Annotated in this window: 2 protein-coding genes; both read left to right on the top strand. The window is 55.9% G+C overall.

The features are described 5' to 3' along the window. The first annotated feature begins 652 nt into the window (after positions 1–652). Positions 653–14,317, top strand: coding sequence for an RHS repeat-associated core domain-containing protein (locus BV106_RS01905; RefSeq protein WP_265595231.1), 13,665 nt, complete (start codon positions 653–655; stop codon positions 14,315–14,317). Between the two features lie 41 nt (positions 14,318–14,358). Further along, on the top strand, positions 14,359–14,832 hold the full coding sequence (locus BV106_RS01900) for a hypothetical protein (protein ID WP_038159650.1): 474 nt from the start codon (positions 14,359–14,361) through the stop codon (positions 14,830–14,832). Positions 14,833–15,024: the final 192 nt, after the last annotated feature.

Raw genomic sequence — 15,024 nt, 5'->3', positions numbered from 1 at the left:
CCTCCCCGGTCGTGTGGTTGCGTATACATTGCAAGAGGATGCGCCACAGACGCGATGGACTGTTGTCCCTCTAGATGGGCAGATTGGCCTCGATCTCTCGGCAGACCAAGTTCCCAGTGGGCTCAATCCGTGGTACAAGAAGGCTGCGCTTGTAACCCATCATCTGCCACGAAAGATGCATGCTAGGCCTGTTCGTGATGGCACCTACTGGCGCATACTTCACTATCCTTACCAGTACCCCATAGCATCGTTCGGCACAGGTTCCGAAAAGAGTCCGCTTTACCTCGGAAAAAGTTACCGATTCGCACTTGTGGCTGGCGCCCAGACGCCTTTCTTGGACACGGCGGGGAATAGTGAGCTTGCCATCTTTACTTTTGACAAAGCGACAGGGCAGCTTGTGTCTCAGACGGATCTAGATCTTCCCAACATTCCCAATGCTTCGGGCCTCAATCCGGCAACAGGAGAGCAAGCCGAGGATGTTGCTGAGTGGCAAAACTTTGCAGAGGGTGGTTTTCAACGATCCCTGAACGTGGTGATCAACGGTCAGACCGTGCTTGAAACCTCGGTCCAGTATGTGCCGACCCGGGCTGACTGGCAGAGATGGGGCGCTCTCAACACGCCGTCGTCAAACACGTCTGCTTTTCCGCTCTTTTTGACTCATCGCGCTGCAAGCAAAGATTATGGATTTATTGTAGGCTACAAGAGCTCCATCATCGCGGGTAATACGTCTGTTCCATACACTGGCGAGGAGTTTTATCCAGGAGGCGGAAGTGTGCTGGCACAGGGTTCTTTCGGCTACGCCTACGCCGTGGACTTCGACGAGCCTCAGCCCTGGCAGACAACTCTGCTGCAGGCGCCACAGTTCAACGGGAAACCACTGCCGCCCTCATACATTGGGAAAACAGCTGAGGAGATTGAACATCTGTCGCCTGAACTTGCTGCGGAGTTCGGCAACCTGTTCGAAGGCATTCGCTGGACCAGCCTGTTTAACATGTCCACTTCAGGGGGCGGCTCAGGAGGCACCGAGCTGTCAAAGACCGGAGGCAGTGCTTCAGCTTGGGATGCTACCGCTCTTGCTGAAAAGGTCTTCTATGGAGATGGAATTGCTCAGTTTCGATTCAAAGCTGGGGCCAATTCCTCGATTGTGGCGGGCAGTCACTCTCTGCTGGTGCTCAACAACCAGATTGAGATTGTTGAACAAGGCGTAGCGTCAGGCATCAAGATTTCGTACTCGGAGTCCGACGTGATTTCCATCCAAAGACATGGGGTGGTTGTTCGCTATCTTAAAAACGGGGAGCCTTGGCATACCTCGTCTGTGCCGAGTTTGGGCCGGGTACAGGTGAATGCCTTGGGATTGAGTGTGGCAAACCTGATTCTGAGCGCCCGCTATTTTGGGGCGACTGACCCAGATGTGGACAAAGACGGCATGGAAGATGTCTGGGAGGAAGTCTATGTCTTGAAGAATCTCAGCGACGAAATCTCTTCAGTCGCTCAGTTTGCCCCTGGAGCGGACTTTGATGGAGATGGAGTTTCAAACCTTCAGGAGTTTTTTGACAATACGGATGCCTCCAGCACCCTTAGCAAGGCATTGCCAGTGACATGGGTGTCTCACGTTAACACCACTTCCCAAGGCATCTCCGGTGGCCTGTCGAAGACGGCGGGTGCGTCAGCCTATGATGCTGACGCCGTTGGAAGCATCAAGATACTTGAGGACGGCAAGGTGACGTTTCGCGCGGTCGCGGGTAGTCACTTCTTGTTGGGGTTCAATGCCATCAACAGCAGCCGGGACTACACGGATCTGGACTACGCCTGGCACCCTCAGTCTAACGGTGCGCTTGGTGTTTGGGAATTTGGAACCAACGTCTTCAATGCTGGGACTTGGACACCTTCGACTGTGCTGAGTATTCAGCGCATCGGAGATCAGGTGGTCTATTTCAAGGACGGTATTCTGGTGTACGCGTCTACGGTCAAAACGCGACAACCGTTGCTGGTGGACACAGCGTTCATTCTGGTGGGAAGTCAGGTGGCGGAGGCTCGCTACGTCACCGGTGACAACGACGCTGACGGCATGCCCGACAGTTGGGAGAAAAACCTGTTGGGCGCTGGGGCCACACTTGCCGACATTCAGAATTTCCTCCCAGGGGATGATCTTGATGGGGATCTGGTTTCAAACCTCCAGGAGTATCTTGACCGCACCAACGCAGCCAGTGCTCTCAGCAAGATGGATTACGTGGCGTGGGCCAACCTGGTCAATACCGCCACGGTGGGGACAAATGGTGGAATCCGGAAAAGTGCCGGCGCGGCGAATACCTATGATGCTGATGCAGTCAGCACCAAAAGAATTGTTGGTGATGGTGCTGTCAATTTTAAGGTGGTTCCGGGCTATTACGTGCTCCTGGGGCTCAGTGCGTTCAACGTGGATCGCAATTATACGGACCTGGACTACGCCATCCATCCCCATCCCAATGGGAATGTTCTTATCTATGAGGCGGGGGTGCAGAAAGCTGATATCAGCCCATGCAATGCAAACACTGTTTTCACCATCGAGCGGTCAAATGGGGTGGTCAGGTACCGAAAAGATGGGGCGGTGGTCTACACGTCTCAGACTGCGAGTAGCGGTGCACTGATGGTGGACACTGCTTTTTACACGGTAAATGCTGCTGTAGCGGAAGCGCGCTACGACACGGGCGATGTCGACAATGATGAAATGCCTGATATGTGGGAACTGGCCCTATTGCCATCCGGGTCAGGGTTGGCTGACATCCAGGCGCATCTTGCTGGAGACGATGCTGATAGTGATGGGATCTCCAACCAGCAGGAGTACGAGGATGGTACAGATCCCCGCAGTGCATTGAGCGCCGCGCAGCCCGTCGTGTGGACATCTCACGTGAACACTACCAGTCAGGGCATTGGTGGTGGCCTGAAAAAGACGGCTGGCAGTGCTACTGCGGGAGATGCGGATGCCATCAGCAACAAAAGAATCCTTGCAGATGGTCGCGTTACCTTCAAAGGCAAGGCTGGCAGCCATTTCATGGTAGGGCTCAACTATGCCAATACCAGCCGGGACTGGCCGGAGTTGGACTACGCCTGGCATCCTCAATCCAATGGTACCTTGGGCATCTACGAAAGTGGCACCCACAAAGGCAATGTCGGAACTTGGTCGGCAAATACGGTGCTGGCAATCGAGCGCAAGGGGGACTTGGTGCGCTATTTCAAAGACGGCGCTCTGGTTTATATTTCCGCCACGAGAAGCTCAGGCCCCATCCTCGTGGATACCACCCTGTTCTATTCGAATAGTGAGATCACCGAAGCCAGGTTTGTAACCGGGGACCTCGATGGTGATGGCATGGGAGATGCGTGGGAACTGGCCAACCTTCCTGGGAGCCCTGGGCTGACGGAACTGGGCAATTTCCTGCCGGGTGCGGATGCGGATGGTGACGGGGTGAGCAATTTGCAGGAATTTACCGATCGTACCAATCCTCAAAATCCCTTTAGTCGAATGGAGCCAGTGGTCTGGACGGCCCACGTCAACACCACCTCCTCTGGAACCAATGGAGGCCTCACAAAGACGTCGGGTGCCACTGGCAACTACGATGCAGAAGCATTGAGCAACAAGCGAATCCTCGCTGACGGAGCACTCAATTTCAAAGTGGTCTATGGGCACTATATCCTCGTTGGTTTTAACAACTACAGTGGAGACCGCAATTGGACCGAACTCGATCATGCGATCCATCCCCACCCCACTGGTTCCTGCTATGTGGTGGAATCAGGCGCCTACGTGTATGACTTGGGGATCTTCACGGCGAACACGCTCTTCACGATTGAGAGAGAAGGTGCCGTGGTGAAATACCGGAAAGACGGGGTGTTGATGTACACTTCGCAAAGCCCAAGTGTCGGCCCTGTCGTCGTGGACAACTGTTTCTATCAAGTAGGCACTGCCATCTCCGAAGCTCGCTATAGCACCGGTGACACCGACAACGATGGCTACAGTGACGCCTGGGAGCTGGCTCAACTGCCTGCAGGTGCCACTCCGACGGATCTTCAGAATTACACCGCCAGCGTAGACACCGACAACGACGGGATCAACGATGCCCAGGAGTACACAGACGGCACCGACCCCCTTGATGCACTCAGCAATGCTCAACCCGTCAGTTGGACTGCGCGTGTCAACACGACGATTCAGGGCACCAATGGAGGACTGAAGAAGACAGCTGGCTCAGGTTCCGCCTATGACGCAGATGCCATCAGCACCGCGGTCATGCCGGCGAATGGTAAACTGACTATCAAAGCTGCTGCTGGCAGCAGTTTGAGGGTGGGGTTCAACCAGACCAATGCGTCCAGATCCCATGAAGAACTCGACTACTGCGTGTTCTTCAATTCCAATGGTGCGGCTGAAGTCTACGAATCTGGCACTTTGAAGATGGCGTTGGGGACTTGGAACGCCAGTACCGTGGTCTCCATTGAGCGCATCAACAATGTTGTCAGATACCGTAAAGACGGTGTGGTGAGGTATGAGTCTGCGGCCAAGTCGGGTGGCACACTCTTTGTTGATACATCCTTCCTCAATCTCAATGCAGAAATCACCTACTGCCGATTCAACAATGGCGACGTCGACAACGACGGCATGGCCGATGCTTGGGAGTTGGCATTGCTTGGCGCTGGTGCGGGCCTCACACAACTGCAGAACTTTACGGCCGGAGGGGACGCTGATGGAGATGGGAACTCGAACCTCATCGAATATCAGGAAGGCTCCAATCCCAACGATGTTGCCAGCTTTTACGAGCCTGTCACGTGGACACTGGAAGACGGTGCTCTGGAAAGCGCTAATGGAAAGCTGATCAAGACCGGCGCTCCCATGGCCGAGAACGACGCTTCTCTACAGTATGCAGGTGCAGTAGGAGAGAAGGTGGTGCTGGCCAACGGCGGTCTGCGTTTCAAGATTGAATCGCTGGCCAAGCAGGCGGCCATTGGTTTCGGCACGAACAACTCTTCGACCTTGGTCGCTGACATTGAGTACGGCATCTATGCGCTGCAGGACAACACCTTGCATGTGTATGAGAGTGGCGTGGACCGCGGCAGCTTTGGATCCTATGCCCTGACCGACGTCTTTGAAGTCAGGCGGGACGGATCTGTGGTGAGCTACTGGAAGAACGGTGTCAAATTCTACACCTCCCTCATTCCGAGCAGTGGCGGGTTGGTTCCAGATGCTTCCATCTACACGCTGGCGGCAGGTGTATCGGAGTGCCGCATTTCCGGGGCCACGATTGCCACCAGCCCGAACAATCTCGTCAATGGCTGGCTCGAACCGGTCAACTGGATCAATCATGATGGAGCCACGGAAGGTGTCGGTGGAGCGCTCACTCGTACCGGTAATCCGAGTGCCGCGGGCGATGCCACAGCGCAATTCTCTGGTGCCATCAGCAAGAAGGTCATTCCTGGCACCGGCCGCCTTTGGTTCCGCTTTGGCCAGGCCAATCTCCATGCAGCCGTCGGCCTGAGCAAAGACGAGGCCGATAAGAAGAGCACCAAGCGCACTGATCTTGACTACGCCATCGCCGGTGATAACACCGGTCGCTTGCACATCTATGAATCCGGCACCGATGTCGGGGACTTCGGACCCTACACCACGGACGATGTGCTCGAGATTCGCAGGAATGCTTCCGCAGGAGGAGCCATCAGCTATTGGAAAAATGGTGTCAAGCTGCGTGATGCCATCACCTCCACCCAGGCCGTCCTGTTTGTGGATGCCGCCATTAACAGCGCCAATGCCGCTCTCGCGGAATGCCGTCACGAAGGCGCAGCCAGCGCCAATGCCATACTGGACCAGTTGGTGGCGGCGGAACAACAGACGGCCGACCTCCTGAGCCTGGATGCTTCTCCGGAGCTTCGTGTGCACCCCATTCTGGATGCCTTTGTGGAGGACATGGGGGGCGATCCCATGGGCATGGCCAACTTTGTTCTCAATGACATTGAGCTTACAGATGCCATCGGTCTCAATGAACGCGGGCAACACGATGAGGCCTCTCTCAATGCTGCGGGAATCAACCGTGGCGCTCTTGGCGTTTATTTGGAACGGCAAGGCTCTCCTGCAGAGCAGTGCGCCTTGCTTGTCTACCTGCTGCGTCGAGCGGGGTACCCTGCTACCTACGTGTTTCCGGCACCCAACAGCCTGACCCTGCTGGATGGCACAGTGTCCAAGATTCTCAGGACCCAGGTCAAAGGAGCTCTCCGGTCGGATGGCACCACCAATGTTCCTCACGAAATTCCTGTCAACTATCCTTGGGTGGCCTTCTACAAGGATGGAGAGTGGGTTCACCTGTTCCCTTGGATCAAGGATACCGAGATCAAAGAAGGGCTCAACCTCTGGGACTACATGCCTGAGACGATCAATTCACCTTCGAAGTGGATACGTGCTTACATTTACAAGCATTCCTCGGTGTATGACGCCAACAGCGCCAAAGAATCTCCTATGGAGACTCTAAAACGCAAGTTTGAAGCCCACCTACAGGCCAATCACCCAGGAAAGACGTTCGCCCAGTTCGGCTATTCTACGAACGATCGTAAGCACTACCACACTCGGTGGCAGGACTTCCCGCGGCCGTGGAGTGTCGATCTGCTCAAAACTCCCACATTGATCTCCAACCTCGCCCAAATGGCAGGAGTGTTTGATACATTTGAAATCCAGATCAAAGGGGTTGCACCTTCAACGGGCGCGGTCTCGAACTTGCAAAAAATTGGTCCCTTCCGCACCCTGGATTTTCACAATCGCCGCATGATGGTTAATTCTACGGATTCAGCGATGACCGTCACGCTGGAACCGTTCCGGCCAGGTACTACCACGACGAGCACCTTCTCCAATGAGCCTGCGCTGATCAATCGCCAGCAGGTCACGATCTCAACTGCATCCGCTGCTCACGAATCCTTCCAATTTGAAGTGCTTGAGCGCCGTCATCGGTACATCCATCCCTTGTTGACGGCCTCCCCACTCGGGGATCAATCTGAGACTTTCTTGCAGATTGGTGAAGGTACTGTCATCACAAAGACATTGGGTGTTAACCGAAAGGATCTTTGTGCTTTTTGTCCGAATGCCGGCAGGGTTACCCCGCAAATGGTTCGAATCCATCTGGAGGAAAGTTGGAAGAACAATCTTGCGGCCTCGCCAAATGATCAGCTTGGACGTGAACTGGCGGCCTACGTCATGGGAATGACCTATCACCAAAGGACTGGTGAATCTCAACGCAAGATGCTGGAGCTGCTTAAACTTAGCAGGGTTTCTGTCCGGAGTTTTGGCTTTGGATCACTGGCGGCTAATCCGCAAGCGGGTGGAGCACAGATGGCGCCCTTGCTGGATATGCTCAATCTCCACTCCGTCATCATCGGAGGCGGCGCTTTCAGACCTGATGCGGGAGGCCAGCATGTGCTCCTTGACCAGGAGTTTTACGGTCTATTCACCCTCGACGCTTCCGCACTCGAGCATTTGACCATTCGAAAATTTTTCCCGGAAGTGGCAACGGATGCAATATCAACGGTGGAGTTGCTTCATCGAACGCCTGCCGGGCAAATCGTCGAGCTCACACCACAAAACTACGAATCGATTGGCGAGGAGAACAGGACATTTGTCCATCCCGTCAATTCAACATCCACAACGCGAAAAATTCGTGAATGGGCAGGGGGGCAATGGGCGTCCATCCAGCAGGCATTTGCTCCTGGCGCTTGGGATCGTGAATTTGTCAGGGTGTTCATCACTCCAGGGCCTGTCAGTGGCGCAGCCAATACATGGCATGGTGTTGGTGCCCTGATCGTGGGGCGGAATGAAGCCGCGGCTCTCATCGGCAAGCGTCTTAATGGTGGGTACGCCGGGCCAGTGACCCATTTCAATGCGGCAAATTGGACTCGTCCCGGCACCTTGACCATTGAGGAAGCAGGATATGCCTCACTTAGGTTCAATCCCATCTCAACGGTCTCCAACGATATTTTCTTTGATGCCTCAACATCCCTAGCCAATTCCATTCGAAACATGGGAAGCGTGGCTCTTGGCAATGTAAGTCTTGACAGTCGCCAATACGCTTCTGTCCAGAATTACGTGTTCAACACAAACGTGGGGAGCTTAAATTCTTCTCAGCAGTCAACTCTGTTGATCAATTCGACAAATTTTGGAAATTTCGGGAATGGCGGCGTCAGTAATGTCAACTTGGTGAGCGATCCTGTGAACGCGCTTACAGGTGAATTCTACGTGGACACTCTGGACCTTTCACTCTCGGGCGGAGCCATGCCTTTGCAGATTCGTCGGAACTACTCCAGCCGCAATCTTGCCGACAATTCATTTGGCTATGGCTGGAAGCTGTCACTCATGCCTTATCTGCTTAGCGAGGGCGACAGTGATCAGAAAATCTACGCCGCCGAAATGAATGGGAATGTGATTGCTTACACCCGTGATGGCAGCACCAATCGTTGGAATGTTAAATGGGAAGATAACCCTGAGCTCAATAACACGGAGCACGGACGTCTCCACTATAACTACATTCTCAAAACTACGGAGAGTGGCAAGACTATCTACCGGCTTTATGGGAATGAAGGCAGCGTTCGTGAATTTGAGATTCGCACCTACCCAGTTTCCAGCGGCAGCACTACGATCAACCGGCAACGACCGTACCTTCGCAAGTGGTCGGATCACGCCGGGAACTACTATGAATTCACCTTCTACAATACATCCGGCACATCAGATTACGGCCAGGTCCGGCGCATCCAGTGCAGCAACGGTTCGTTTGTGACCTTCAACTATGACATCACCGGGCATGTCACAGAGATCTTTACGAGTGACAGCCGGCGCATCCAGTACCGCTACAATGATCATGGGGATCTCACAGAGGTCATCCGTCCAGATGGCAGCACGGAGAAGTACGAGTATGCCCTTCAGGAGGAAGTGGTGAACACCACGACGAACAAGAAGGAGTGGATCTCCACGCACTTGATGATCAAGGAGACCAAGCCCGAGGGCCGGGTCATCATCAATGAGTATGAAATGGACAGCCCCACGAAGTATGCCACTTCGGGCCGGGTCACCCGCCAGTTCAGCAATGTCGGCAAGGCCTCCACGAACACAGCGCTGGATCAGCCAGTGCCGGCCGCGAACTCGAACGATCCCGTCGCCGAGTCCTATCAGCCGCGCCTGAGCGCCCGGTTCAACTATGCCAATCTCACCCAGAACGCCACCACCAAGAAGTGGACTGGCTATGTGGAGATCTTCGATGCCTATGATCGGAAGACAGTGTATCACTTCGTGGACAACCGCCTTGAGAAGACGGTGGACGCTCTCGGTTACACAGAGAGTGTCGAGTATTATGTAGATTCCGGCACCCAGCCCGCTGGCGGTTACCGGCGCAGCATCAAGAAGCGCATCGACAAGCGGGGACTGATCACGGAGTACAAGTACGATGCGGCGGGGAATCCCAATGAAGTCACCGTGACCGGGGATCTGGACGGCAATCCCGCCACCACGGAATCTGCCACCAGCACCACCACGTACAATTCCAGGAATCTGCCCACCCAGTCTGTGGCACCGGATCCAGTCACAGGGCTGGCAACAGGGCGGGCCACGACCATCGCCTACAACTACGCGGCAGATCCCTATCTCCCCACGGAGATCAAGGTCAGCCTGGGCGGCACGACCTTGACGAAGACGGTCACCGGTTACGGGGACGTGGGCGCAGGCTCCGTGCCTTTTGCACGCGGTCTGGCTTTCTCCACAAGTGTTGGGGTCGATGGCGACATGGCTATGACCTCGATGTCATACAACCGCTCCGGCTTGTTGACGGAGAGCCTCCAGTACAGCGGGGCCAACCAAGCGGTCGCGCCCAACGTCATCACCCGCTATCGTTACAACCTCCGCCAGGAACTGGAGGAGACCGAGGATGCCGCGGGCCGCAAGACCCGCTATGCCTACGACAACATGGGTCGCAGAATCTGGGAGGAGCGGCTCGACGCCGCTGGTGTCCAGAAGGGCTGGAACTACGTGTACTACAACCAGAACGGCGAGGTGGAGTGGACGGATGGCCCGCGCTACGCCCCCGAGGACTTCACCTATGCCCGCTATGATGGCATGGGCCGCGTGGTGGAGGAGGTCATGTGGCGCAGCCGGGCCAAGGCGGACGGTACGGGTGTGGAAGAGGTGCCCGGTGCGGATCTCTACGCCACGGTCAAAAAGACCTACAATCTCTTTGGTGATCTGATCAAGACCATGGACCCGCGGGGCAATACCACCCGCCTGTTCTACGATGCCACCGGTCGTCCTACGGAGAGCCGTGTCTATGAAGGGGACTGGGAAAACGGTGGCGCGATGCTCGCCAAGTCATCCACCAGCTACAACTCTGAGCTGGATGGCCTGGGCATACCGCGGGACAAGTCCGTCACCGCTAAGGCACCGAATGGAGGCGTCACCACCACCTGGCACACCCAGGCGGGCAAGCCGTGGAAGCAGGACAACCCGGACGGCACGGTGCTGGGATGGGAGTACTATCTGGATGGTCGGACCAAAAAAGAACCGGTCAGTCCCTCCACCTATGTGCTCTATGAGTATCAGGACGCTACGCGTCAGGTCACCAAGACCTTGAAGAACTACGCTGGCAATGTTCTGGGGCAGCCCCAGGTGACTACCGCCAACAGCCGCGGTCAGGTGGTGAGCGCCACGGATGCAGCCGGCAACATTGTGACCAGCACCTATGACCAGGTGGGGCGTCCGCTGGAGGCCTTCCAACCCAAGGCCGCCAGTGATCCCAACCCAGCGCTTCTGGCCTCCCGCCAGATCTATGACGCCGCGGGTGTGGTGGCGATCGCAGAGAATGCTCTGGGCCAGCGTACGGTGACGGAGCATGATGCGCTCGGTCGCCCCGTGCGCACCCAGGTGCGTGAGGCCAATCAGACCGTCGTGCAGGAGTCCAGCATCGTCTATCTTGCGGGACAGCATGGGGTGACGACCACCTCGGGCGTGGCCAATACCGCCACGGCCATCAGTTCGACGGCTTATACCGACAACGCGGGCAAGGGTGTACTGGCCATCAATCCTGGTGGCTCATTCAGTCGCACAGAATACGATGCTGCGGGGAATGCTGTGGCTGCACACACTGCGGCCAATCTCAATGGCGTGGCCGGGTTCGAGACAACGACCACCACCACCTCGTATGATGGGGCCAATCGGCCCCGCACCACCGTGTTGCCGGATGGGGCTCAGGTGACCATGCACTATGCCTATGTCACTCAGGGGAGTGGTGTGGTGGTTTCCCCGTCGCCTGCGGATGTCATTCTCGGTACGGTGGTGGAGAAACGCATGCCCAGCCCGGCTGCCAGCAGTGCACTGGCTCCGGTGCAAGGGGGCTTCATTGAGTATCAGCGTCTCGACTCTTCAGGACGCTTGGTCACCAAATCGATCAAGGCAGGTGACGGCACCTCCACACGGGAGCAGACAAACTACGTCTACTTCCCGGCGAATGCGGGCAAGGACGCCGGGCTCCTGCAGTCTTATCAGCAGCAGGTCACAACAAGTGGCTTCCGCAGCCATGTTTATGTCTATGATGAGTGGCGTCGCGTCCAGACCTACACCTGTGGCACCTCCGGTCAGGACGACCATGTCGTGCGCACCTTCACCTACGATGACCCGCGCAGCCTGGTCACCGATCTCCGCGAGGACACTCGAGATGGCTACACCATCGTGCACCGGGACTACGACGCGCAAACCCGTGTCACCTCGGAGACGGTCTCTCTGGATGGCACGGTCATCCGCCATCTGACCAATGGCTACGACGCCGCGGGCCGACGCTCTTCTTTGGAGAAAGGCTCGAGCATTGCCGATCTGGGTGCCGGCGCTGGTGGGTCGTTCGCCTTCGCCTGGCAGGCGGATGGCGCTCTGAAGAGTGTCACCGCGGATGGCAAGGTGTTTGAGTACAGCTACGCCAACAACGGGCTCATCACCGGTCGCTCCAACCCATGGCGGAGCTATGTCGTCAATCAGCGGGACAATCGTGGTCGCCTCACTCAGGCCACCACCAGCGTGGTGGGTCTTCCCGGGGCTCTACTGCAGGAAACTCTGACTTGGCTGGATGACAACCGCCAGAGCAGCTACGTCGCGTCTCGCGCGGCGTTGCCGGGTGGACCAGCCGCGCAGACAGATGCCCGCTACTACGGCTATGATGTGGAGCGCCGTCGTCTGGTTTCAGAGTCCTACACACCCGTCACCGGCGTCGCGCAGAACCTCAGCTTCCAGTATGACTTTGGTTTCGCGGGTCTCGGTATCCGTACCAGCGCCACGCAAGGCAGCAGCCCCACGGCGGACTTCCGCTCTTACGTGGCTCCGGGAGACACGGGCGCGACCAACAAATTCGCCCGTGTCCTGCGGCAGAAGAGCAACGAGAAGGTCCATGACATCAACGCCACGGGCAACGCCTTTGGCGCGGCCTCAGTGACGGCCAGTATCGAAAAGGTGGGCTCTTCGCCCAATGTCAGTCACCCAGGCTGGCAGCACCCGGTGGGGAACTGGAGTGTGCCCTTGCGTCTCTGGCCGGGGGATCACAGCCTGGAAGCCACCGCCCATCATCCCGGCGGAACCTTCAGCACCAGTGCCACCAGCAACTTCAGTCTGGCCCGGCTGGAGGAGCAAGTCAGCAATACCTATGATGAAGAAGGCAACGTCATCCAGCGCTCCTGGAGTCTGAGCGGGCGCACTCAGGTGCTCACCTGGGACGGGCTGGGACGACTTCTTGCGGTGACAGATCGCGATGCGGACCAGCATGGCATCAACTGGCAGGCCCGCTACGATGGACTCGGTCGCCGCCTTCGCTCGGTCACTCAGATCGTCCGTTTCGGTGGAGTTGTGGGCGATGCCGTTCAGGAAGATTCCTGGTATGACCCGCTCCATGAATTCTTGGAGGTCGCAGTGGAGACGAAAATCGGCGGTGCCGATGGCAAGCGCACCTGGAAGGTGCATGGTCCCGATGCCAATGGCAGCTATGGCGGTCTCCAGGGCATCGGCGGATTCGAGGCTACGGTGGACGAAGCTGCAGGCACTTGGACTGCGGTGGTGGATGACTACTACGGCCACGTTGTGGCCACGGTGGATGGGGGTGTCACCACCACCGTAAGCTGGCAGGTTACGCGCTGTGCTTCCTACGGGCCTCAGCCCGGTAGCCCCGTGGTGACCTTGGCGCATGGTGCGTCGGTGGCGCAATCCACCAACTGGCGTGGCGAACGGATGGACGCGACCGGGTTTTATTATCTCGGGGCCCGTTACTACGACTCGGTGGATGGGAGGTTCATTTCTCCTGACCCAATGGGGCATGGGGCCAGTATGGGACTGTATGATATGGTGGGTGGCGATCCGGTGAATGCGGTAGATCCCACAGGGAGGGAGATGTGGGTCCATCCATATGTGACTACCGGCAATCCCCAATTTGCTCCTGGTACGGAGTTTGATAGAGCTTTTCGAGAGGCCAAGATTCCCCCTCTCCCGCCACGGGTAGTAGCGGGCATCGGTCTCGTTGGCTCCGTCGCGGAGGCGACCGGAGGCGGACTGATTGCCTTGGGAACTGGAGAAACGGGAATTGGTGCAGCTATTGGTATTGCAATAATCGCACATGCCAAAGATTCTTGGGAGGCAAACTGGCAGACAATGCGAACTGGCATACCTGTTAATACTCAAACACATGGCATGATAAGCAGCGGGCTAAAAATTGCGAATGTCCCTCCTGAAGTAGCAGATTTCTCAGCTCATTTTCTTGAGGGGACACTTGGCATCTATTCTGGACGGGGTTTCTTCAGTATGCCGGTCGCAGCTAGCCGCACTTCAACCGTTCTGGGGATGGCAAATAGCGAATCGCGTTTTGCTGCGTCACCATGGTTGTCCAGACCGAGCAACGTTGTCGAAGTCGATATGTGGGACAATCCGACGGTTCTTGGCAGGTATGGTCGCGAAATTGAGAGTAGGCCGATTTACCTCAATACTGCCAATCCGCTTAATCAAAATCCGCAAATAGCGACCGCCACTGCGAGGCATGAAAGTGTCCATCGCTTTCTTGACAAGGCAACCGGGGGCCGATCTTGGGATCTGTATCACAGCGGAAATTCGCCGCAATATGCATTTTTTGAAGAGATTGTAGCTGAAACTTGGGGAACGGGCAACCCGATCAAGGGGGTGGTAAATGCGATCGAGTTTAACGACATGTTCACCCGGCATGCAGCAGGATATCTTTATCACGCAAACAAAAATATCCAGAGTGCAGCCACAATAGCTGAAATTTTGGGTAGACCTGTAGGAGGGTGTGCAAGGTGACCATGAGCTTAGCTTCAACAATTAAAAGACTTCTTCTCGGAATGCCCAAAGAAGAATTGGCCCAAGCGCTTCTTTTTGAAGCCGCAAAATGGAGTAAGGTGGAATTCGCGGTGTTTTGCCAATCGGCGGGCCGCCCCGCCACTACGGAACATATGTGGATAGAAAAAATTTCAAAAAAGGGAGTGGAGCGTCGATTTTGCTATATCCTGAGAAATCAATTTCCGAGGGAGCAATTCTCAGTGGAATTAATCTTAGATGAGACCAAGACGGCGGCACTTTGCGAAAAACTATGGGGAATTTCTCGTCTAAAAAGTGCGATTAGAATCTATGACGTCAATTCACGGAATCGCCTTATCACTGTTGTCGATAAACGTTCAGGCACATTTAACGTCTTCGAATTTTTTGAAGTAAATCCAGAGTTGGATGCTATGGTGGTTGCTTTTCACGAAGCAGTGTACTCCACTATTGAGAGTTCCAGCCTATGTTTTAATAAATTTAAAGACTTTGCCGTATGAAAATACAAATAGACAGTCCAGAATGGCACTGATTTAAGGGGTGTTTGGGACTCTTTTGTGCGACGCAAACGTTGAGCATTGCCCGGTTCGATGTATAGCTATGAATGCGCCCATCAACCCCTTTCTTCCCCGGCGTTCACCGCATCCTCTTTGGCCGCTCACCCTCCCGACGCAACCCCGACGCAACCGATC

The organism is Verrucomicrobium sp. BvORR106 (assembly GCF_000739655.1).
Taxonomy (GTDB): Bacteria; Verrucomicrobiota; Verrucomicrobiia; order Verrucomicrobiales; family Verrucomicrobiaceae; genus Verrucomicrobium.
The sequence above is the reverse complement of the archived record's forward strand: the minus strand, read 5'-3'. Positions and strand labels throughout refer to the sequence as shown.

Excerpts from the sequence above, each read along its gene's own strand:
- BV106_RS01900 (WP_038159650.1), top strand. The coding sequence starts at position 14,359 with ATGCCCAAAGAAGAATTGGCCCAAGCGCTTCTTTTTGAAGCCGCAAAA.